The organism is Bradyrhizobium brasilense (assembly GCF_029714345.1).
In the GTDB taxonomy this organism is placed as follows: Bacteria; Pseudomonadota; Alphaproteobacteria; order Rhizobiales; family Xanthobacteraceae; genus Bradyrhizobium; species Bradyrhizobium australafricanum.
Genome location: NZ_CP121669.1, coordinates 7,459,217 through 7,481,948, shown reverse-complemented (window position 1 = coordinate 7,481,948; position 22,732 = coordinate 7,459,217). Strand labels below are relative to the sequence as shown.

The window sequence follows — 22,732 nt, the reverse complement described above, 5'->3', positions numbered from 1 at the left end:
AGCATTCTGTCGAATATCACTCGTTCATCTCTGATAGCGAAATGGAGAGTGAGCCGGTCCCTCAGTCGCCCTTGTGCCTCGTAGGCTCTCGATATTCGTTGCGCGAGACCGATAGGACCCTCGCTGCATCACGCTCGCCTCCAAATCACGAAACATGGTGTAGTTTCGACGAATCCACTGATGCAGTTCGGTGGTCCAGTCCTTTTCGTCGCGCAGATACCCGGTGAAGGAAAAGCTCAGTCGATCGACATATCTCTTTAGAAACAACGGCAGCGCGGAAATCCGGAGCACTCGCTCACAATCCATCGCTTCAGGTAGTCCTCCGCGCAGCACGAATTCATTGTGGACGGTGACCAGCGCCGCCGGTGGAATCTGCCGCCGCAGCATTTGATAACCACGGAAGGAATGGCGGTCAGCGCCCGCGACGAAGAGGATGACAGGCGCGACACAGCAGCGTGCTGTTTCCTTGATGAAGCCGATCTCCTCGCACATCTTGAAGAACTCGTCGAACGCGTGGAAGCCGAGGTCGATCACCTTGGCTACCCGATCGTGTATGATCAGTGGGTCCATCAGTTGCATCTTACCGTAAGTGTCAATTACATCTGCGGTCTCCGTGATGTTGGGGAGATAATCGAGCAATGATGGCTCCTTGAGATTTACATCGAAGGAGAGCGCCGTACCATTTTTCAGCAGCAAGTACTCGCTCACGAGGCGAGCGACGAGAGTTTTGCCGACCTGCGGGCTAGGAGAGCAGATGATGTAGATAGGAGTCGCTAACATAGCCAGCAGATCAATCTCACTTCGTCCCTGGGCTCAACCCGTCGCTCGCCGATGATGCGACTACTTATCGTCGCTCCGAGTCGCTGACTTGGCGCCGGCCAATTCCGTCAAGTTGATGCGATCAAACTCGCTCCAGACATTTGCCAGCCAGTGCCGTACATAGCCGCGCAGAACGAAGGAATTGTTCGCCGGCTCCTCGTTCCGGCCCTTGTTTGCGACAAAATCTACGAATGGGACAGAAGCGACTTCGACCTGCTCATAGGCCATCTCGTTGAGCTTCGGGATGGTCAACTCGGTCGCATGCTTGATGCGGTGAAAATAGGAACTATAGGTCGACTGGTCCCACTGGAAGAATTGAGTATCGTTGATGAAGTTCTTCACCAGATAGTACTTTGCGCCGGCCATGTAGGTCGCGGTCTCGGCGATCTCGTCCAGCGAAGCGATGGATGATCCCAGAATATGGAATACGGCAAAAGTGATCTGGCCGGATCGCGCCGAATCCAAAAAGCCGATGTCGCGCAAGGAGGCCAGTGCTGTGGATAGTAAGCCGGCGCGAGCATCGATAACGGTGACGGATAGCCCTGAGTTCAGGGTATCGAAGATCTTCATCTGGTCCGCCGTCGTCGTCATATCGACGATCTCGGTGATTGCGGGATAGAAGCGCTTCAACGTTCCCCGCGGCGACTCCGTGTCGAATGCGCGTGTTTGCACGTTATTGACGTTGAAGTAGTCCAGAAGCGTTCGTGACACGGTCGTCTTGCCGACGCCTCCTTTGTCCGCGCCCACCACAATCACAACCGGCTTCACCATGGAATTCTCCTGAGACACTCGCTATTGCCGCGCGCGACGTGCGCAATCGGCGTGTCTTTGCTTTGGATGCGAACATGGCAGAAAGAAGGGGCTATTGTATCTTCGATGCGGGTGCAGCGTGATTGATGAGGTTTTCCAGTGCCGAGCCGTCAGAGCTCTTTGATTGCAACGACGATGCAATTCGATGACAGTAACCAATCTCTCGTGATCGCGTTTCACGTGAGGTTTGTGATGAGCTGAAAGGCCAGATTCATCGAGCGGTAGACCATGCGCGCTGATGATCGCGATCGCCATCATGCTCGTTCAATTTGATCTTTGATCAGTGCAAACAACTCGAGAGTCTCACGTACGTCAGGAAAGTGGCGCTTTGGCGTGGGCATGACCGAGGTGTTCCGCACCGGTGCTTAAGACGCTTTCGGCGCGTTGGGTCGCACGGCCGTGTTGATCCAGTCGATCGCCAGACATCTAACTCGACAATCATGGCGGCGTCTCATCCGGCAGGCAAAGTGACGAGCGAGCACAATAAGAAAAGTATCGAGCAGCGGCCTGTTTAAAGCCTCGTTGCACATTCGAATGTCAGAGCGCCGAGCTGAGAGCTCGGCCCAGAACCTCGGCTCTGTGGACCCGTTCGACGGCGGGAAGCGGTATCCGACGGGCCTTCTGTAGTTGCTTGATCGGCGAGCCTGATGACCATCTCAATTAGGGATCCTCCTTTGAGCATGGGCGTCACCGACCACCCCCCGTGCTTGCATCTAGCGACACGGAGGTTGGTCGCTCGGAGTATCGCCGTTCGCTCCGCGACACGTCGAAAGCGATAATTTTCTCGTGCATACAATCGGGTCCGCGACAATGCGGCCGATCAGGTGGCATCCCAGGCGGGGCCGTCGAGGGAACCCGCCGTTATTGTGGGTCTGCCACTACCACGATGGGCCGCTGCTGATCATCGCCACAGGTATTCAGGCTCGGGCCGCGTGACACCACAGAACATAACGCCAGTTCGCCACGGTCGCAGCAGCTGAGCACACCTGTAAAGCGCAAGGCAGCTAAAAGCAGATATTTGCTAGCAAATCGGGTAAGGAGCGGAAACAAGAAGCGTCGACTTCATAGCTCCTGCTTCTCTGCCCCGGAGTCCGCCGACAGGAGCAAACTCTAGCTCTGCGAAGGCCCCCGGGCCAAGAATTCCGCTTCTACCGGAGGAAATGGAGGGCGAGCCTACCTGCGGCGCTGGGATTGCCTGAGAGTTAATTGGGTGTTTTCGGTAAAGCGGGTGATGGTGTGGCGCCTAGCTGCTCGGCGTGTGACGGGGGCGCCGTGCCCGATGGGACAGGTGCCGACTCGGCTGCGACCGGTGGGGGTCGGCCGACGATAACGGTGAGCAGACCCTGGCCCCACAGCTGCTGCGCGATCCTCCTGGCGTCTTCCAACGTCACCGCATCGACGATGGCATTGTAGTTTTCGATATAGTCGATAGGTAGCTTGTCAAGCTGATGTTGCAGCAGCGTTCGCGCTAGCTTTGATGAAGAATTAAGAGCCAGCATCTTCGAGCCCTTCAGGTAAGATTTTGCGTCGTCGAGTTCTTGTCGGGTCGGCCCCTCGTCGGCGATATGGCGGACCTGCTTCTCAATCTCTTCGAGCGTCTCGCCGGCACGATTGGCACGGGTGCCGCTATTGCCCACGAACACGGCGGAATGATTCATCCAGACCAACTGCTGACGGACGGAATAGGCCAGCCCGCGCTTCTCGCGAACTTCGCGAAACAGCCGTGACGACAGACCGTCGCCGCCGAGAATTTGGTTGACGATATTGGCGGCCATGAAATCGGGCTTACTGCGGCGGACGCCGGGACCACCGAAAGTCACAGCCGTCTGGGCCACATCGAGCGGAATGAAGACGCGCTGCGGCGGCTTTGCTGCGACGACGTCCCGAATCGGCACCGAGTCCGCCTTGGCCGGCAGGCCGCCAAAGGCCTTGTCGAGCAGTCCGCAGAGGACGTCTGGCTGAATGTCACCGACCACAGCGATCTTGAGGGTGTCTTTTGCTAGCACGCGCCGGACATAGCCCTTGAGATCGGTGACGCCAATCTTCGGGACGCTCTCGAGCGTGCCTCCGGCCGGCCGAGCATAGGGATGATCGTTAAAGGCGACTTCGAGGAACTTGCGATTGGCGAGCGATGAAGGATTGTTTGAATCATTCCTAAGGTTCGCAAGCAGGCTGGCACGGATCCGTTCAACATCCTCCGCGTCGAAACGGGGTAAGGTTAGTGCCATCCGTAAAAGGTCGAAGGCCTCATCCGCGTTTTCCTCGAGCGTGCGCAAGGCACCGCGGAACTGATCGCGGGTCGATCCAAAACTCATCTCAATGGCGCGACGGTCGAGCCGCTCGTGAAAGCTGTTGGAGTCGAGATCGCCGGAGCCTTCATCGAGCAAGTCAGCGACCATGTAGCCGACGCCGGCTTTGTCCGCGGGGTCCTGTGTCGCGCCGCCGTCGAAAGCGAATTCCATCGCAATAAACGGGACAGTTGCGTCCCTGACGAACCAGGCCTCTACACCACAGGGCGAGACCAGGCGCTGGATCTTGGTCGCGGCAACGGTCTTGGCGGCGGCGAGCGAATCTGGCGAAACAAGCATCCCAATTGACAATGAAGCTCCGCCGATGAAGAAGGCACGCCGTGTAAAGGAACAGGTCATGATCGTTTCTCCGTGTGCTTTGACGTCGCTTTGATGAGATAGCCGGTCACGGAGCGCTTCTTGTCGAGCCATTTGCGCGAGGCCTCGAGCACCTGCTCCGCCCGTACGGCGCGGATGCTGTCCGACCAGCCTCGGACGTCGTCGATGGTCAATCCGGTCGTCAGCCCGCCGCCATACCAGGTCGCGAGCTCTTCCAGGTTGTCGTTGGCATAGATTGCTTGCGCGATCAGCTGTGTCTTGACCCGCTCGAGATCCTCTGCCTGCGGGGAATTGTGCGCAATATTGGCGACCGTTTCGTCAATGGCGCACTCGAGCTGCCCGAGCTTAACGCCCGGCCTCGGCATGGCAGAAATCTCGAATTGCGAGAGATCGAGCGCGGTGGCGCGGTAGTGCGTCCAGGCGCTGATCGCGAGCCGCTTGTCGATTACCAGCGCGCGATAGAGATATGAGTTGATGCCACCACCCATCAATTTGCCGAGCACCTCAAGCGCTGGACTCTCCCCGGCGGCCGCGGTGCGAGCCGAGGGTACGAGATAGCGGCGGCGCAAGGCTGGCTGCTCGACGCGGGGATCTGCCAACGTCACGGTGCGCGCCGCGGCCGGCGATGGCTCCTGCGCTCGCAGGCGTTCCGCAGGAATCGATCGCTGCGGGGGAATGCCGCCAAAAGTCGTCTCCACCATCGGACGGACCTCGCTGACCTTGACGTCGCCCGCGATGATCAGGATGGCGTTGTTCGGCGCGTAGAAACGCTTGTAGAAAGCGAGCGCGTCCTCGCGGTCGAGATTTTCGATCTCCTGTCGCCAGCCGATCACAGGGTGACCGTAGGGATGGTTGAGGTAGAGCGCCGCCATCATCTGCTGGACAAGCCGCGCATCCGGCCTGTTGGCGATGCGCATATTATATTCCTCCAGCACGACGTCGCGCTCCGACAAGACGTCCCGGTCCTCGAGAATAAGACCGGTCATGCGGTCGGCTTCAAATTCCATCATCTTGCCGAGCTGTTCGCGCGGCACGTGCTGGAAATAACTGGTATAGTCCCTCCCCGTGAAGGCGTTCTCTTTGCCGCCGACACGCAGCACGGTCTGGGAGAATTCGCTCGCCGGATGTTTGGTTGTGCCCTTGAACATCAGGTGTTCAAGGAAATGCGCTAGCCCCGATTTGCCCGCCGGCTCATCGGCGGAGCCGACCTTATACCAGATCATCTGAGTCACAACGGGTGCGCGATGATCCGGAATCATCACCACTTGCAGGCCGTTTGGAAGCGTGAGGGTAGCCGGTCGATCCGATCTGGTCTTGTCCTCAGCAAAGATGCTCTCCTGCTCAGAAGAGTATAGGTTACGATCGGTGCTATCAGCCGTCCTGTGCTCGACCGTCGAGGAGGTCTGTGTCACTGAATCGATAGCGCCAGTAGCGATGCCCGCCGCCATGGCGCTGACGGAACTCTGGTCCTTCATGGGCTTGCCTTCGCTCCATAGAGATCCATGTTTTGTGGGAGATAGACCGACAAAACAGGAAGCTGCACACGGTTTGGCAAGGAGCAAAGGTCGGGCCAATTGCCCGCTGCGCGGCACGACCGCACGGCGCGCCAACCGGACGCAAAACCGATCCGGCGCGCGTGTTCTGGTCAAAGGTCAACGGCCGGCAGGTCGTGAACACGACATTGCGCAAGAAAGCGCACGACAATCTGGCACAAACCTTAGAATGGCAGTAGGGAGAGACGAATTGAGCCGCGATATGACGCCGGATCAAATCCCTCTCGCTTGTTACTGTCTCGTCCTACGCCGGGAGTGGCTTGGCGATGTTTCTCATGGTTGCGAGGCGAGAGTTAACGAGAAGCTCCTTGGAGTACGCTGTGCCGAAGTAGTCGAGGACGAAGGTGCCAGAATAGCGTAGATTATCGCACGCGTGGATTAGGCTATCGAGCATTGCGCCGACTTGCCCAATGCGGTCGCGATAGCGCGCGCGAATGACATTAACAGCGTTCATCGAATGAACCGCCTCGTCGGCAATTACCTCTCGCAGCCAATGATGAAACGTGTTGTTGCCAAGAGCGTCGTAAAACGGCTTTTCTGCCGCGTAGGCGCGGCAAGTGCACATTTCGTCGAACGCAATCATAACCAGCAAGGAGAATTCGTCCTTCAGGTATTCGGTGATCGGACCAAAGTCATGCGATCGAGCGCCCAATCTCTCGCGAAGATCCTTTTCGGATCCGTTCGCGACAAGTTCAATGATGCGGATGAAGCCATTGGTGTGTCGCTCTTCATCAATCGCCCAGGCGTTGAGAAATGCTGCAGCTTCATCAGTCGCGATGAGATTTCTGGCGGCAAGTTCTTGTTTCAAATACCGGGCGTCATATTCCGTGTATAGGTCAGGCCACAATTTATCCCAACGTGCGCGTATGGCTGATGGTTCGGCGCAGAACATCGCAGGTGTAAGAGCGCTGAACAATTCGTTTGGATTCCAGTCCCGTCGAACCGGCGTGATCATCCCTGTCCCCTAGCCGCGAGCGCTCGGGCGAACGTTTTTGTCTGCCCGAACCCTGGCAAATATTAGCTGCATACGAAACGGCCGTCGCCTCTTAGTTTTGGCGGGGTAAATTCCGGGTCGTAGTGTTCTCGGCCAATCGAAGGTCCCGGTTCTAGCGAAAGTTTATCGCGGTGAGAAGCAAGCCAAGAATAAGCGGAATACGCGCGATTACCGCTCCTTGGGTCGAACGTCGATTCCCGTGAAGCCGACTGGTTACGTCGCACTGATCGACACGCATAGCATCGTCCGTCTACCATGGACCGGTTGCTCGGACTGCACGACAACGTTGCCGCCATTATCTTCTGCCGTGGAGCGTCCAGCGATGGGACGTGCGCCAGGCGACGTGCTGTGCGAGAGTGCCAGTTGAGCAGACTCAGAGCATCGGAGCGGTTGGCAATGCGCCCCGGTCCACCTTCGTCGCTGTTTAGCACGAACTGCCATTGCCCTTTATTCCTGTCGCATTCTGCCCTGTCCGGTATGATACTTACATGTCCAGAGTCCGACGCCACGGATCAGGGCTGCGGGAGCACTGTATCAAGCACATGGTTTTCCTGTTCGTGGACGGCAAGCCCTCACGATCGTTTGTGGCACGTCACTTGCTCGGTCGAGAAGTGACAATAGTGGCCTCACAATTGCAAGCTGGCGTGCAGACGCGCCAATTAGTGATCATGGGAGATATGCGGGAGCTCTGCTCAGGCATCGTCTCGCCCATATACAACCACACAGGAGATGGTGATGATGAAAGAAACCGGGATCAACGATGACATCGGCATTGCAGCCGGCGCATTTCAGGACTTCACAAAGCGAGCAATTGGAGCGCAAAACGAGTTTGTGAAAAAGTACTCAGAGGCCTATTGGCACTGGCAGGAGCGCATTCAAATCGAATCGACACAGTTGACTGAGTTCTTCAAGGATGTCTCCTCGACATCTTCAGCGCCCGACCAGATCGGCATTCTTCAGGGGTGGATGAAAGGCGCCAAGCAGCGGTTCACGGAGAATGTTGTCTATTCTATCGAAACCGCGAAAGCTCTCACGAATGTCGGACTGCAGGCATAATTTGGTCTCTGCCGATGCAAGGTGGCAGTGTCGCAAGCATCTGCAAGGTAAGTGATGGATAAGTTGCAATGTTGTTACACGTGACGATTCGTATAATTATCGACCACATGGCTTATCATTCTTGAGGTTTGGCGGCGGCGTGTAGTGCGGCTGCTTCGGGCGAGCCTAGCCGGCCACTCAGGCGTCAAGCTCTGCACGCTATTATTTGCCGCGCCATCTTGCTCGGGCCAAGGCGTCATCCATCTGCGGTTGTGGATCCTCGGTCTCCGTCCTACTTTCTAGCGCAAGCGACAGTTTGAGATTGTTGCGCAACATTGCATTTGAGGGTTCTCTTTCGAGAGCTTTGCGGTATAGCCCTTGTGCCTCTTGATGGCGGCCCTTCTGATCGAGGACAACGCCCTTGGCGTTCAGTGTGCGCAGATCGCCGGGAGCCGCCAAGAGGACATTATCGAGAACCTCAAGCGCTTCATCGGGCGATTTGCGGGCCAGCAGGACCCGCGCAAGTGGGATTGCCGCATCGACATTGTTTGGTTGTTGCTTCAGCGTATCGCGCAGAGTTTGCTCATCAGCATCCCGACCGAGGCTGTATGCAATTCGTTCGCGCACGCCAGGATCGATCGCCTTGGCGTTAGCTAGCTCTGACGAGAGTGTCTGCCGCGGTGAAAGGGCCGACCTATCCGGGTTAGCGCAGCCTGCCAGCAGAACGATAGCGAGCGTGCCTGAGCACAACGCTGAGCGAAAGAAGCGAGCGTGTCGCCAGAGGCTTATCTCGTAGGAATTCATAGGCTATCTCACGACGAGCTGCTGTGCTCTGTTAACTTGCGGCGGGAAGCAGCCCGCCCCGCTCCGAGGAAGGAACCCTTTCCTTGGCAGCCGGAAGTTTCACGGACCCAATCGGCTGGACTGTGAAATCCGAGGCGAGATCCTGATAAGACAGAACGGGCAGATCGATCCCGTTGCGGGTGAGAAAGCCGCGTACGAAGCGTCGGATATCCATCGAGCCGAGAATGACGGGCTGGCTTTGGCTTTGTGCGATGGTCGAATGGATCTGACGGAATTGTGAGAGCAGCTTCTCGCTCTGCCAATCGTCCAGAACGAGATATGGTCCGACAGCGGTTTCGCGCACCGAACCGCGCACTATCTCTTCAGTCTCACGCTCGATGATAAAGGCGGCCACAACGCGGTGGGCATTGGCATAGCGAAAGCAGATCTGCCGCTTCAGCGCGGCGCGAACATATTCAGTGAGCAGGACGGCGTTCTGCTCGCGTTCACTCCATTCTGCAAGGGCCTCCAGGAGGAGGCGAGTGTTGCGAATGGGTATCCCCTCATCGAGCAGGCGGCGCAGGACCTCTGCGATCCGAGGAATGGTCGCCGTACGAAGCACTTCCTTCACCAGATCTGCGTACTCCTGCTCCATTCGGGCAAGCAGTTGACGGGTTTCTTGAATGCCGACCAGGCGCTGTGCGTAGCGTGTCAATGTGGAACGGAGACGTAAAGCAAGAATTTCGACCGGACGGTGGTGTCCGATCCCGGCGGCTTTGAGCGCAGCTGCATGGCGTTCTTCGATCCATACGCGAGCCGTCTCCGGGTCTTGCTGAAATGGAATGCCGCTTAGTTCAACGTTCGCAATATCATCGTTGAGCGCGAGCTGGGTCGGATCGATCGCGTCCCGTTCAACCGGCACGCTATCGACATCTATCCTGAACTGCGACTTGGACAAGTTCTGGTCAATCTGGGCCGGGATACGCGGAACCGTGATTCCAAGATCTGCCGATACCGACGTTGAAACGCGCGCGATGCTTTGTTCCAACTCGTCTTTGTCGATTGAATGTATCAGGTTCGGCGCAAGGAATAACGCGATCGGAAGTGCTTCCGCGTGAGCGGCTCGCTTCTGTGTCTGTGCTGGAGCCGGAGCCGGAGCCGAAGCGGTGACATTTGCGCCTGGCTTCGCGGCAGGCTTGTCGCCTTTCGCGCCGACCTTGACATAGCTTGCGGCAGCGAAGAGTGCGGCCAAGATGACGAACGGGGGCAAGGGGAAGCCAGGAACGAATCCCATTAACAACAAGACGCAGGCGGCCAACCGAAGCGCTTGCGTGCTCGCCGTAAGTTGGCTGACAATATCGGCCCCAAGCTTGAGCTTGGAGGGCCCGTTGACGCGCGTGACGATGGTCGCGGCTGTAATCGACAGCAACAGTGCCGGAATCTGTGAAATGAGCGCGTCACCTATCGTCAGCAGCGTATAGTGATGCATCGCGGCATCGAGCGACATACCCTTGGAGAGCAGGCCGATGCTGATTCCGCCCAGCATATTGATGCAGATGACGATCAGTCCGGCGATCGCGTCGCCTTTCACGAATTTCATGGCGCCATCCATTGCACCATGAAGTTGGCTTTCTTGCTCAAGTGCCGCGCGCCGGCGACGTGCTTCGTGTTGATCGATATGGTTGTTGCGCAGCTCCGCATCTATCGCCATCTGCTTGCCCGGAAGTGCATCGAGCGTGAAGCGCGCTGACACCTCTGCGACGCGCTCGGCGCCTTTGGCAAGGACCATGAACTGCACCATGGTCACGATCAGGAATATGACGATTCCGACAGCGATGTTCCCCGAAATGACGAAGTCGCCAAAGGTGTGGATGATGCTGCCGGCGTCGCCCTCCGCAAGAATTAGGCGCGTTGTTGCGATGGTCAGCGCCAGACGAAAAACCGTCGAAATCAGAATGACGCCCGGCAGCGACGAAAAATCAAGCGGCGTGCTGAGATAGAGGGCAACCATCAGCAGCAATATGGCAAAGCCAAGGTTGAAGCCGATAAGCATGTCAATCACGATGATAGGGATCGGCATGATCATCATGCCGATCGCCAGAAGCAGCATCAGTGCGACCATGATATCCGGATGGGCCGGTGCGCGGGCGACGAAATTTCGTAGGTGCCTGGCCATGCAAAGCCTTATTGTTTGACCGGAGCCGGACTGCCCCGCAAGAAAACATAGCGCTTGAAGGTGGCCTGCGCCTCGGCCATGCGATCAGCCTGACGCAGAGCATGGCTGCGCAGCAGCAGCAATGGCAGACGCGACGATGGCTGATCATCAAGCATGTCCAGCCTGTCCAGTACCGATAGCGCTTCCTCGCCGAGGCGCTGTGAGATGAGAGCATAGGCGAGAATGCGAAGCAGCTCGACGTCCTGAGAATGTTCGTGAACGACGAGCCGCAAGAGAGTCAGACTGTGTGCGCTCTGCCCGCACGCGAGGTGGACATAGGAAAGCGCGCAGAGCAAATCGCGCTCGGGCCCAGAGAACGGAACGATCCGATCGGTTTTGGAAACATTCGACGACTGGGTAGGCGTGAAGTGCTGCACGTCGTGCGGATCTGGCATTGCTAGCCTTGGATCAAGCTGTTGTGATTCTGCCGGAGCAGGATCAACCGCCGCAGCTCCAGCCGCAGAAGCGCGGCCCCTTCGCCTGCCACGGAGCCCTCTGGCGCGGCTGACAGCGCATCGGCCAGACGCTCGAGGAGAAGGCCGTGTTGCTCTGGACGTACAACATGCGAATGACGCAGGCGGGGCGTGACGAAGGAGAGCAGGCTATGCGCGAGATTGGGGCCCGTCAGCCAGGCAAGTTCCGAACTTGTTTCGATCTTACCTGCGTGCTCGGTGGCATCGGTGGGATTGATCCGCGAGATTGAATCGATTGACTTGAGTTCGAGCGCGTTATCGATCGTGCTGGCAGCCAACCGCTCCTGCGCTTCGCGCTGTTGGACAACTGACGTGTGGCCCTTGCCGTTTCCATGGACCTTGTCGATGCCGATGCTGCTGGCCTGAGATGTGGTCGGGGCGATGACAGCTGCATGATGCTCGTTGTTAATTCCCTGAAAGGCGGTGCCAGGCTCTACGGACCGCTGCGGCAGCCTAGTCATGAAACGTTCCTTCGTTGGCCGCGGGCTAAAACTCTAATAAGACAAAGCAGCAAGCTGGCCATTGCGTGTCAGCAGCACACGTCCGTCCTCGATCTCCTTTACGGTCCATCCATTGCTCAGGAGTGCACCCGCGAAATACTTTTGACCAGCAATGACCAGATAAGGGTCGTTTCCGCGCCAAACTGCCTGGACGGCAATTGCGGGGGGCGCCTTCTCCTCCTTGATGGCGACCGCGCTGACGAGCGTATAAGCACCATTGCTTTGGACATCGAACCGCTGCTGGACTTCCCGCCATTTAGCGAGCGAGGCAGGCGTAATAGTGCCATCGGCGGTCACAACGCCCGGCCCAGAACTGACTTTGATACCGAGCAGGCCCGCTGCGTTAACTTCCCCTTGCAGCCGTTGAGCCGCTGCGTCGGTGGCCGGAACATCAGGGGTCGCGAGCGCGATTTTGGGGGCAATGTCCGTGGCGGAGGACGAGGTGCTCAGCGCTGCGGCGCTGTCGAACTGGACAAATCTCGTTGAAAGGGTGCCAACTGCGGCAGAGCTGATGAGGACCAGGGCGAGCGGGATAATCGGTACATGCCAGCGCCCGGTAGAGCCGGCATGCTGAGTGGCTTCGGTCGAGCAGCGAATGGACATCGCGCCCATATGGATGACGGCAGGAAGAGGGACAACAACGGTCTCATTTGGCGAAACAGGGCCGCGGCCCTCGATCGCGACGTCCGCGGCAAGGGCCTCGATCTCGATCGAACTGACATGCCAGCTGACGCGAAGATGGTGCGGTTCGAGGCCTTGCTCGATGAAGACCAAATCAGCATCGAGGCTGCTGCCAATCAAGCAGGAGCCGCTCCCCGCTTTGCCGGTCAACCCGGTATAACACCCCGACAACACTTCGAATAGCGGGGAAGCTGGTTCATTCACGATCGTCTCCTGAATGAAGAACGAGACCGTACGGCAAAGCCGTACGGTCTGTTGCGACTTCACAGATCATGCGGCCGGCAAAAGCGGGAGGATATAATTTCGTCCCGCTTCATCCGTTACTGCACCCGCTCGTCGGCCACCTTCTTGACGGTCGAGAGCTCTGTCGAGACGACGCGAAGTTCTACATCCCTTTCAGCAGCCTTCGTGCTGCTGGCAGTCAGGGCGGCGAGTTGCCTGTTGAATGCCGCTTCTCCCGCAGCTTCAGCAGCGGCGGAACCCGCGGCTGCAGTAACAGTACCAGCTGCGCCACCCGCCGTCGAGGTATGAGAAGCACCAACCTTATCAGCCATATTGTTTCTCCTGTTTATTTGAAGATTGCCGCGCCTTGCGGCTCCGATTTTCCTGACGCCGCAACATGCGAGGTCAGGAATCCTCCTCTGTCTCGGCCATGGCATCGTCGAAACGACCCATTGCACTACTTACAAACTGGATAGCGACGGCGCCGAGAGCGACGTTGAACGCTTGCTGCATAGCAGCGGCTTGCGAGTCAGCGTTTGGACCAGACGCGCCGCCATTTAAGGGAGCTCCTGCACCATGCGATTGGCCATGATCATCGTGCTCGCCAGGCGCCCGAGATCCCTTTTTGCCGCCGCCAGTCGCGTGGAGGTCAGCATCAAGGTGCCCAGCGGCGCTGGAGCTGGAAATGCGCATCGGGTTCTCCTACTTCAAAACTTCGTTCGGGCGGAGGAAGCAGTCTCCGTCACGTCTACTATGGAAGCATTAGCTTTCGACAAGCTGACGAGCCTCAGAAATACTGAGCCAATCTCTTTGGTGTTGCCTATGGACAGGCCGCCTCATATTTCGGCAGTTTGCCGGCGAAAGCTGCAGATCAGAGTTGGTACAAGATCTCGCCTATGTGGCACTTGATCAGGCAAGCCGTTGTTCATCAAAGCGCAGCTTTGATGAGCGGAATGTAAGCGCCGGACGGATAAAATGGGCTTAAGCTTTGACGTGGCCCAATCTCGGGCCCGCCTGGCTGGGACCCCTCGCAGCTCGTTCGGCAATTTAGGTACCTCGAACCATGCAGCGATTTGTCTAAATCCTGCCCCGGGCGGGGTGGCAGGTTAAAGTTGCTCATGCGAGCCAACGACGAAGAGCGATCTTCCATTCCCGCTCGTAGCAGACCCATACAAATGGATCACTTTCGTGGACAGCGATCAGGAGGCGCTGGAGACAAGGACCTTGAGCGTCACGTCCACTAATGTGCTCTCGATCCGACGACGTAAACCGGTCAGGCACGCCACTCCACCGGTTCCGTCGCGGCGTGAAGGCATCAACAAGTTTACCGTCCGCGATGGGTGGCGCAATCGGCCCGTCGAAATCTTCGCGGTGGCGCACGCGATGTGAGAACGCCCGTCGGGTGCTCGAGTGCAGCCGACAAATGCGCTGGTTTAGCTAGCGACAAATACGCTCGTCAGTGTAAGCATCGAGCATGCTTGCGCGACCTGCGCGGCGGGGACGACCCTACCGCGTGGTGGCCTCGCAAGCTGGCCTTTCGTTGCAGCATTCTCCTGCGTCGATAGCGCCGCTACGACTAGGCGTAGGCACCTGCAGCTTGCGTGCGCTCGGATTCTATCCGTGCCTTGAGGTTATTCAGATAGTCCTCCGCGTAGGACTGGGCCATCGACACCGGCAGGTTGATGCCGGCCGTCGCCGCTTCTTGAATTGCCTGCTTCACCAAGCCTTCTCGAATCGCTATCTTGACCTCGGGGCCGGCGATGCAGCCCACGGCCTGCGCCGCAAGACTGAGCCTGGCTTCCTCCAGCGCCTTCTTCATGTTGCCGCCGCTGATCGCGGTGTGGAGAAGATTTGCAGCTTGCGCTTCGGCCTCGATCACCATTGAAGCAAGATCGGCCAGTTCGCCCAGCCCTGGAATGAAGCCGAGTACACCAACGGCCGTCGCTGTCCAGTCGAGTACCTTTGAGCCTACCTTGAGCACGTCATTAATTGCGTGCATGAGGGCGCCACCGTTCTTCTTGGGAGACTTGATGTCGGGCTGATCTGCCACGCCAATCATCATGTCCGCGGTGGCCTCCTGTTCGGCCAGCGTTTGAGCGGCATGCGTTTTCAATTGCGGAGCGGCGCGGTTCGCACCAGACATGTTGTTGAAGAACTGGTTGAAATCGTTTCTGCTGATGTTTCCGGAATCGACCGTATGGCCGCCGCCGAAGTCGAAAAACTTGTGGTGGGTTTTGTAACCAGTAATCGCGTTGTTCATCAACCCGAACAGCACAGGATCCGAGAGCAGCTGGGAAGCCGCGCTTCGCACCTCAGGGGAAAGGCTCTTGTCGTCCACCATACTCACGAGCTTTTCCCGGGTCAGATCGCCATTTCCAAAGAAAGCGTCCTGGTTCTTGTTGATCGTGTTTAGTGTGCTCAGCTCGGGTCGAGTGAGACTCATCGATGACGAAGCGACCTGCAGGAAGTCCTCTTTGTGGACCTTATCTATCGAGCCGCCGTACAACTGCTTCCATTGATCCGGGTGGTCGAGAAAATATTGAGCCGCCGCGAGGACCTGTGGGGGGCATTTGCCAATGTCGGCGTTGCCGTCCACGATGCGCCTGAAATCCGCAAGGCTCAAGTTCTTGGGCAGGTTATCGGAATAGCGGTAGAGTTCGCGCAAGGCATCGGTCAGTGTCATGACCGATGGCTCACCGTTCCCCGTACCGTCGGATGGCATGTAGTTCTGCTCGTAGGTCCGCGCCCGCTGCTCCTGGAACGCGGCAACTTGAGGGTGATGGTCGGAAAAGCCGCTGAGATCGCCCGCTTTGATCCTGCCGCCACAGCGGCCGTCGCCTTGCGAACCGATCGCATAGAAGAGCTCCGGGTCCTGTTGCAGTGCCTCGATCGCCGCCTTTAGATCCGGCGGTGTCGAGGGATCGTTGGCCAAATCTCCCAGAGACTTCCAATCAAGCGGGCATTTGTCCTTGTGGCGGTTCAGCACAGAGACAATCTGCAGTTCCGCACTAGTCAGCGTGCCACCGTTCCAGGTGATCCTTGAGCTTTGTACGGGCGCTTCCGCAATGATTGGGCTGCCGGCAGCACAGGACGGCTGTGGGTCATCCTGATATGCATCCAATGCTGCCCTTATCTCTGGTGGCAGGATATTCCGCGCCTCTTGCGTGAGTTCCTCAGTCAGTTGCTTGGTCGATTCTGTGGGGGCCCGCTCCTGCGGTGCTGCATGATCGCTGGTCGTGTCTTTCGACGAGAGGCTGGCCAGCATCGCCTGAAAGCTGGAAAAGTCCTGCACCGAGGAGGGCGGGGCGGGCATTCCGGAGAAAGCCACAGTTGAATTGGCGGTTGGCGATAGGTCGACTGACATTACACGTCCTCCGATGTAAGTGTGCACCACAAGACGGTCACCGGCGCGGCCCTAGATCGCGACGAACAGGGAGTGTTGATCGGCAGAGTTCAACAGGTTCTACCACTTGCATCCTGTTGCTCAGTGCGCCTTCAGCGCTCAGTTTCGCGACTATCCATGGGAACGCCGCCGTCTAAATATTCACGCCGTATGGTAAAACGGACAACCTTTCGAGAAGCTGACGGCACTCAGACGATTTCAAGGTGATTGATGAAACAGCCTTGCCCGCAAGGGACCTGGACGTATTTCAATGCCGGTGCCAGCTTCGCTTAGTTGCGTTCGCCTGGCCTGGTGCCATGGCTGAGTGCATCGAGTGCCGCTTGAATGCATCAAAGCTGATCGGATTCAAGATCAGTAGTCGATTTTGCGCCTCGTGCGCGTCGGATATGTAAAGCACCCGCCCATCGTAGTACCATTGAAAATTATAGAGCTTGATCAAGCGGTCGAGAAATTCTCGCGGTGGGAGTTCCGGTAGCCGCCCGCGAATCCGCCCCTTCACCCCAGTACTTGCATTGACCCGGATATTCCGATTGTGACCGAATTCCTGCAGTGCGGTCGCGAGGTCCTGATCCAGAACGTGTAACTGTAAGGCGTCGATGGCAGCGTCAGCGGCGCGCCGAGCGTCCTTGGCGACGTCAGGCAGGTGAAAACAGGAACACATAGTACTTTCTTCAAGATGACAGCCTCCGAGATCGGATGAGTATACCTGCTATTTTCACGACAGGATCGACACCAAAATTCGTCCCAAATTTGGAGGCCGATACTTTCTTTCTAAATCGAAAGCAGCCGCGGTCATCAGGTAACGAACGTTCGTCAGCTTTCGGTCAGCTCGCTTCTCTAAGTGCTGGCCCATTCGCGCTCACGAATGCTGCCAATCTTATCACGCGACAGAAACGGTTCTTCTCATGCTGCCTGCCGTTGCCTCGACTGCTCTCAACTCGGCCGAATGTATCTCCAGCGGCTGTTCATCGGTGCGGGACCAGTTTCATGATAGTCTTACGCAGGCGGATGCTCTTGTCCGCTTGCCGCTTCTGCTGTCGCATCGGCGGGTGTAAGACCGACCTGTATACCAAAGTGCGGGCGAGTACGAAGGCACCTGTCGTCGACTCGCTTGCAAATGAGATGGGAGGAATTGCGTTGCGGATGGATTTTTCGCGTATTAATCGGTCTAAAGCTATATTCTATGATATTTATGCTTCTGATGATCCGAGGGCATATTTCTCGATCCTCGGAGACTTGGATTATATGATCCCGGACGTGGCTGAGCCGGTTGTGCGCCAAATCCTGGCAGCGAAAGCTTCGGCAACTGGCCTTAAGCCCATCGTGCTCGATGTTGGATGTTCATACGGCATCAACGCAGCGGTGCATCGCTTTCCGCTGACCTTCGGGGGCTTGCGTCACCGCTACGCCCGGCGTGAGATGAGGGCGATCAGTTCTGAAACACTGGTGAGTCTCGATCGCAATTTTTATGCAGCCTGGCCTGATGTCGGGGTGGCGCGCTTTATCGGCCTCGATGTGTCGGCACGGGCGATCAGCTATGCAAAGACTGTTGGCCTCTTGGAGCAGGGCATCGTCGCTGACCTTGAAAAGGAGGCGCTATCGACGGATAGCGCGCGCATTCTCCGCTCCGTGGATGTTATCATGTCAACCGGATGCATCGGCTACGTTACCGAGAAGACGTTCAGCGAGATTCTCGATGCGACAGAGAAGCAACCATGGATCATCTCCTTCGTGCTACGAATGTTCCCATTTGAATCGTTGGCCGAAGCGTTTGCAAAGCGTGGTCTTGTGACAGAACGTCTTACCGGCGCGACGTTTATCCAGCGTCGCTTTCGCGATGCTGAAGAGTTTGAAAGTTGTTTGGCCAGCTTGGCGGCCCTTGGCGTGGATGCGACCGGCCTCGAATCAGAAGGGCTGTTGCATGCGGATCTGATCTTGTCTCGCCCAGAGGCGGATGCGCGGGCCACGCCTCTGGAAGACGTTGTCACCGTCGCCAGCGGCAGGGGACGGCCGATTGGACCCCGTTACGTTCATGTTGAAAGCAACGAGGGCTTTCAGGTTGCGCTGGAGCCCTGACAGTTAAGGACCACTGTGCAGCGCGCGAATCTCTTCGGCGCTGGATCAAGACGTCGAAAAACAAGGTCATTCTGTGTCGAAGGCGCGCCAGAGCCAATGTTGTTCGCCGACGATGGATAACGACTCGTCCAGATGCCGTTTGTCGCGGCGAGCGCTGCTATTCAGATCGGAGAGCGCCTTGCCGAATTCCCTCTCTACTGACGCGCGGTTTCATAGATCGCATCAATGCGACACGTGGGTCAGAATTTCCTCGACTGTGCGCAAGCTCAACGGAAACCGGAAAGGCAGCCCAACGGCATCTCCAATCATCTGCAGCGGAAGTGACAGCGGCGATAGAGTGGTCCGGGCAGGTCGGTATGTTTTTGCCTTCTAAATCTTGATCTCTCCAATTGACGAATCCCGGCGCGTAGTGCCTATCTATAGTCAGTCACGGTCTTCCGTTCCCCACACCTTGTAGGGCGGAAGCTAAGAGGGAACCCGGTGCGCCAAAACGGCAACTCCGGGGCTGCCCCCGCAACTGTAAGCGGCGAGCGGTTGTCATCATGGTCACTGGCGCGACACAGCGCCGGGAAGGCCGACAGCCGCAGTGACCCGCGAGCCAGGAGACCTGCCGCGACCGAATGAAAGTCCTCGGGCGGGGTGCTCCGGTGGGTCGCTTGCAGCCGGGGACATTTGCCCGGATTCCTCGCAAGTCGTCCGCCCGGCCCGCGCCTAACATCGCGGGGTTGCCGATGTCGCCGTCTTACAATTTCGATCAGCATGGTCATCTCATTGAGCCGCCGCACGGGCAGCGGCGCCCAGCGCAGGCAAGGCCTACCCCGCCTAAGTTTGGTCTTGTGTTGCCATCGCCAGCTCCGCTGCCGCGCCCCCTTGCGCCATCGCCAAGGCCGGCCGATCTCAAGCTCGATCGGACGCGCGACGACCTGGTGACGCCGTTCGGCAAGCTGACGGTGACCGACCGTTACCTGCTCGCCGGCGAATTGCTCCAGGACATGTTCGCGCGGGTGTCTTGCGCCTTCGCGGATGATGTTGCGCATGCCCAACGTCTCTATGATGCGATGTCTCGGCTGTGGTTCATGCCGGCCACACCGGTACTGTCCAACGGCGGCACCACGCGCGGTCTGCCGATCTCGTGCTTCCTTAACTCGGTGTCGGACTCGCTCGAAGGCATCGTCGGCACCTGGAACGAGAATGTCTGGCTTGCCTCTAACGGTGGCGGCATCGGCACCTACTGGGGCAACGTTCGCTCGATCGGCGAGAAGGTGAAGGGCGGCGTTACCTCGGGTATCATCCCGTTCATCCACGTTATGGACGGCCTGACATTGGCGATCAGCCAGGGCTCGTTGCGGCGCGGCTCTGCGGCGGTCTATCTCGATATCCACCATCCCGAGATCGAGGAGTTCCTCGAGATCCGCAAGGCGTCCGGCGACTTTAACCGCAAGAGTTTCAACCTGCACCACGGGATCAACGTTACCGACGCGTTCATGCGTGCCGTGGGCGCCGGCACCGCGTTCGCCCTGCGCAGCCCGAAGACCAACGATGTCATCCGCGAGATCGACGCCCGGCAGCTGTGGCAACGCATCCTGGAGAACCGGCTGCAGACCGGCGAGCCTTATCTGTTGTTTATTGACACCGTGAACCGGTCGCTCCCCAAGCACCAGCGCGAGCTCGGCCTCAAGGTCTCTACCTCCAACCTGTGCAGCGAAATTACCCTGCCGACCGGCATCGATCATCGCGGCGAGGAGCGCACCGCGGTGTGCTGCCTATCGTCGCTCAACCTCGAGACCTGGGACCAGTGGAATGAGAAGCCAGGCTTCATCGAAGACGTCATGCGCTTCCTCGACAACGTGCTGACCCACTTCATCACGGTGGCGCCGGACGGCATGAAGCGTGCCCGCTACGCCGCCTTGCGCGAGCGCTCCGTCGGCCTCGGCGTCATGGGCTTCCATTCGTTCCTGCAGGCCAAGGGCATTCCGATGGAAAGTGTCGTGGCCAAGTCGTTCAATCTGAACATGTTCCGGAAAATCCGTCGCGATGCCGACGCGGCATCCGTGACGCTCGCGCGCGAACGTGGGCCGTGCCCGGATGCACTGGAACGCGGTGTGATGGCGCGCTTCAGCCATAAGATCGCGATCGCGCCAACCGCCTCGATCAGCATCATCTGCGGCGGGACTAGCGCTTGCGTCGAGCCGATCCCGGCCAACACCTACACCCATAAGACCTTGTCCGGTGCCATCTCGGTGCGTAATCCGCATCTCGCCAAGCTGCTGGCCGCCAAGGGCGCCGATACTTCGGAGACCTGGCAGTCGATCATCGCGCACGAGGGTTCGGTCGCCCATCTCGACATCCTGTCGGAGCACGAGAAAGCGGTCTTTCGCACCGCCTTCGAAATCGACCAACGCTGGATCGTCGAGCTTGCCGCAGACCGCGCCGCGTTCATTTGCCAGAGCCAGTCGATTAACCTCTATCTGCCGGCTGACGTCGATAAGTGGGACCTTCACATGCTGCATTGGACGGCATGGAAGCGCGGGGTGAAGAGCCTCTACTACTGCCGTTCAAAATCGATCTCGCGCGCGGCGTTCGCCGGCAACATCGCTGACGGCGACAAGGCGGCGCCGCCGCAGCCGCCGCAGCGGCACACTGACTATGAGGAGTGCCTCGCATGTCAGTGATCGATCTCTCATCCGTCGATCCGCGCACACTGATCGGCAAACGGTGCGTCGGCCTCCTCGACTCGACCGGCAGCTATGACGTCGATCGCTACGCCTGGGCTTACGAGTTCTGGAAGCGCCAGCAGCAGACCCATTGGATGGGCGAGGAGGTGCCGCTTGGTGCTGACCTCAAGGATTGGGCGTCGGACCGCGTTACCGACAGTGAGCGCGCGCTGCTCACTCAGATCTTCCGTTTCTTCACCCAATCGGACATCGAAGTCGGCGATAACTATCTTAAGCGCTACATCCCGATCTTCCAGCCGCTCACCGTCCAGATGATGATGGCGGCCTTCACCAATATGGAAACGGTCCACATCGACGCCTATGCGCTGCTGCTCAAAACGCTCGGCATGCCCAAGACCGAGTTCGAGGCATTTCGCGGCTATTCCGAGATGCGTGCCAAGGCGGACTACATGCACGAGTTTGGCGTCGACACAGTAGCCGATGTCGCCAGGACCTTGGCGATGTTCGGCGCCTTCACCGAAGGCATGGCGTTGTTCGCGAGCTTCGCGATGCTGCTCAATTTCCCCCGCCACAACAAGATGAACGGCATGGGACAGATCGTAAGCTGGTCGGTTCGCGACGAGAGTTTGCATTGTGAGGGCATTATCAAGCTGTTTCACGAATGGAACCGCGAAACCGCCGCGGTGACGCGCTCCGTCCGTGACGATATCGTCGAGGTCGCCAAAACCATGGTGAAGCTGGAGGAGAATTTCGTCGACCTCGCGTTCGGCCTAGGCAAGATCGAGGGCATGAGGCCCGAGCAGATCCACACTTACGTCCGCTATGTCGCCGATTGGCGACTGACCCAGTTGCGGATTGCCCCGGTCTTCGGCTTCTTCGAAGCCAAGGAGGGCGGGTTCACCCAGCTCAAGGCGCATCCGCTGCCTTGGCTCGTCGAGATTCTCAATGGCGTCGAGCACGCCAATTTCTTCGAGCAGCGCGCCACCGAGTACTCCAAGGCGGCGAGCCGCGGCAGCTGGGACGGCGAAGACGGGGTGTGGGCAGCTTTCGGCCGGACGTAGCCAGACGGAACAGCGCTTTGGAGCGCCCCCGCATTTTCGGACGTTTGCGAAAGTCGGCTCTGCCGCTGCTTGCGGGGCCGCAGCGGACCTCAAGTGGCATGATCTATGCCGCTCGAAATCATGGTCGCGGGCCTTTGGGATGGACGTGCCAAAGTGGAGGTGTTGAGCACACCTAGGGTGTCCGCCAGTATCGGAGTTTATCAAAAACGCTCCGGCTGGAATGAGCAGAGGCAGCGCGGTATCGGGCAACCGATCGAAGAAAACTGCGCCCGTTGATGTGCCGATGCGCAAATGAACTCAATCCCGGTTTCACGAGGCCCGTGAGGCAATCGATGTCCACGCGGTTTTGCGTTAAGGCCGCCTGCAATGCGGCTTGAGAAGATTGGTTGCACACGCTCGCCGTCCTGTTGGGGAGGGCGGACGGAAACTGTTTTACGCACCTTAGCCAAAGGGACGGGGTAAAACCTGACTTGAATGATGCGAGCTCTCATCGGGGCGGCTGTGTACGTGACAATCGCGCGTGATGGTCAAGGCGGCGACTTCGTGGCGTCGGTCCATGTAAAGCGCAAGGCGGAGAACGCAAAAGTGAGAAGAGGGCGCATTGGTGATCGTTTGTCCCGCGCCGTGCAGCGATCTTGACGACGCGACCAGCTCTCTGCACTGATCGATTGGGCCTTAAAGAGGGAGCTTGGCAATTTTTCCGCCGGCCGGGGGCCGTCACCAACTGCTGTTGCCGTCCGCAATTTCAATCTATCGGCGCCAGTGACATGGCCCTGCCGAGGCACGGGCCATGGTCGCTAGCGGG

The 22,732-nt window shown here is 58.3% G+C and carries 17 protein-coding genes, 1 pseudogene and 1 riboswitch; of the genes and pseudogenes, 5 read left to right on the top strand and 13 right to left on the bottom strand.

From position 1 onward, the window contains the following. Positions 1-24: 24 nt before the first annotated feature. The 5 genes from QA635_RS34515 to QA635_RS34495 all read right to left on the bottom strand — a co-directional run bounded on the left by QA635_RS34515 (position 25) and on the right by QA635_RS34495 (position 6,764). A complete protein-coding gene (locus QA635_RS34515) occupies positions 25-780 on the bottom strand; it encodes a hypothetical protein (protein WP_283064172.1) in 756 nt (251 codons plus the stop codon). A 60-nt stretch (positions 781-840) separates the two neighbouring features. Continuing rightward, positions 841-1,590 (bottom strand): P-loop NTPase family protein, encoded by a 750-nt coding sequence (locus QA635_RS34510; RefSeq protein ID WP_283064169.1) that lies wholly within the window; start codon positions 1,588-1,590, stop codon positions 841-843. A gap of 1,241 nt (positions 1,591-2,831) precedes the next feature. Beyond that, positions 2,832-4,277 (bottom strand): M16 family metallopeptidase, encoded by a 1,446-nt coding sequence (locus QA635_RS34505; RefSeq protein ID WP_425249088.1) that lies wholly within the window; start codon positions 4,275-4,277, stop codon positions 2,832-2,834. Then, the gene (locus QA635_RS34500) at positions 4,274-5,515 is read right to left on the bottom strand and encodes a M16 family metallopeptidase (protein WP_283071991.1); all 1,242 of its coding nucleotides are present in this window, start codon (positions 5,513-5,515) and stop codon (positions 4,274-4,276) included. Before QA635_RS34500 ends, QA635_RS34505 begins: the two co-directional genes overlap by 4 nt. Before the next feature lie 538 nt (positions 5,516-6,053). Then, on the bottom strand, positions 6,054-6,764 hold the full coding sequence (locus tag QA635_RS34495; RefSeq protein WP_283064168.1) for a hypothetical protein: 711 nt from the start codon (positions 6,762-6,764) through the stop codon (positions 6,054-6,056). Between the two features lie 774 nt (positions 6,765-7,538). Between QA635_RS34495 and QA635_RS34490 the strand changes: the two genes are divergently transcribed. Continuing rightward, positions 7,539-7,859: a hypothetical protein gene (locus QA635_RS34490; RefSeq protein ID WP_283064165.1), complete on the top strand. Its 321-nt coding sequence runs from the start codon at positions 7,539-7,541 to the stop codon at positions 7,857-7,859. A 201-nt stretch (positions 7,860-8,060) separates the two neighbouring features. On the opposite strand, the gene QA635_RS34485 is transcribed toward QA635_RS34490, so the two are convergent. From QA635_RS34485 to QA635_RS34460, 6 genes are all read right to left on the bottom strand, one after another. Next, the gene (locus QA635_RS34485; RefSeq protein WP_283064163.1) at positions 8,061-8,642 is read right to left on the bottom strand and encodes a tetratricopeptide repeat protein; all 582 of its coding nucleotides are present in this window, start codon (positions 8,640-8,642) and stop codon (positions 8,061-8,063) included. A 31-nt stretch (positions 8,643-8,673) separates the two neighbouring features. After that, complete coding sequence (gene sctV / locus QA635_RS34480; protein WP_283064161.1) at positions 8,674-10,797, bottom strand: type III secretion system export apparatus subunit SctV; 2,124 nt, start codon at positions 10,795-10,797, stop codon at positions 8,674-8,676. An 8-nt stretch (positions 10,798-10,805) separates the two neighbouring features. Continuing rightward, positions 10,806-11,231, bottom strand: a complete 426-nt coding sequence (gene sctY, locus QA635_RS34475) for a type III secretion apparatus assembly chaperone SctY (protein WP_283064159.1) — start codon at positions 11,229-11,231, stop codon at positions 10,806-10,808. Between the two features lie 2 nt (positions 11,232-11,233). After that, on the bottom strand, positions 11,234-11,770 hold the full coding sequence (locus QA635_RS34470; RefSeq protein ID WP_283064157.1) for a hypothetical protein: 537 nt from the start codon (positions 11,768-11,770) through the stop codon (positions 11,234-11,236). Between the two features lie 33 nt (positions 11,771-11,803). After that, entirely contained in the window at positions 11,804-12,694 is an 891-nt protein-coding gene (locus tag QA635_RS34465) for a SctD/MshK family protein (RefSeq protein ID WP_283064155.1), read from the bottom strand. Positions 12,695-12,810: 116 nt separating this feature from the next. Next, the gene (locus tag QA635_RS34460; RefSeq protein WP_283064154.1) at positions 12,811-13,044 is read right to left on the bottom strand and encodes a nodulation protein NopA; all 234 of its coding nucleotides are present in this window, start codon (positions 13,042-13,044) and stop codon (positions 12,811-12,813) included. Positions 13,045-13,900: 856 nt separating this feature from the next. Here QA635_RS34460 and QA635_RS34455 point away from each other — a divergent pair. Beyond that, positions 13,901-14,101 (top strand): hypothetical protein, encoded by a 201-nt coding sequence (locus QA635_RS34455; RefSeq protein WP_283064152.1) that lies wholly within the window; start codon positions 13,901-13,903, stop codon positions 14,099-14,101. 187 nt (positions 14,102-14,288) lie between these two features. Here the strand turns inward: QA635_RS34455 and QA635_RS34450 are convergent, their stop codons facing one another. Beyond that, positions 14,289-16,076 carry an HrpF/NolX family T3SS translocon protein gene (locus tag QA635_RS34450; RefSeq protein ID WP_425249087.1) on the bottom strand — a complete coding sequence of 596 codons (1,788 nt, stop codon included), beginning with the start codon at positions 16,074-16,076 and terminating at the stop codon, positions 14,289-14,291. Between the two features lie 358 nt (positions 16,077-16,434). Next, positions 16,435-16,793 (bottom strand): annotated as a pseudogene (locus QA635_RS34445) (nodulation protein NolW); the annotation flags it as partial. Positions 16,794-17,258: 465 nt separating this feature from the next. On the opposite strand from QA635_RS34445, the gene QA635_RS34440 reads away from it, so the two are divergent. The 3 genes from QA635_RS34440 to QA635_RS34430 all read left to right on the top strand — a co-directional run bounded on the left by QA635_RS34440 (position 17,259) and on the right by QA635_RS34430 (position 21,927). Then, positions 17,259-18,191 (top strand): class I SAM-dependent methyltransferase, encoded by a 933-nt coding sequence (locus tag QA635_RS34440; RefSeq protein WP_283064149.1) that lies wholly within the window; start codon positions 17,259-17,261, stop codon positions 18,189-18,191. Positions 18,192-18,604: 413 nt separating this feature from the next. Then, positions 18,605-18,820, top strand: a riboswitch (cobalamin riboswitch). A gap of 207 nt (positions 18,821-19,027) precedes the next feature. Next, complete coding sequence (locus QA635_RS34435) at positions 19,028-20,863, top strand: ribonucleoside-diphosphate reductase subunit alpha (RefSeq protein ID WP_283064148.1); 1,836 nt, start codon at positions 19,028-19,030, stop codon at positions 20,861-20,863. Beyond that, positions 20,854-21,927 carry a ribonucleotide-diphosphate reductase subunit beta gene (locus QA635_RS34430; RefSeq protein WP_283064147.1) on the top strand — a complete coding sequence of 358 codons (1,074 nt, stop codon included), beginning with the start codon at positions 20,854-20,856 and terminating at the stop codon, positions 21,925-21,927. Before QA635_RS34435 ends, QA635_RS34430 begins: the two co-directional genes overlap by 10 nt. The last annotated feature ends 805 nt before the right edge of the window (positions 21,928-22,732 follow it).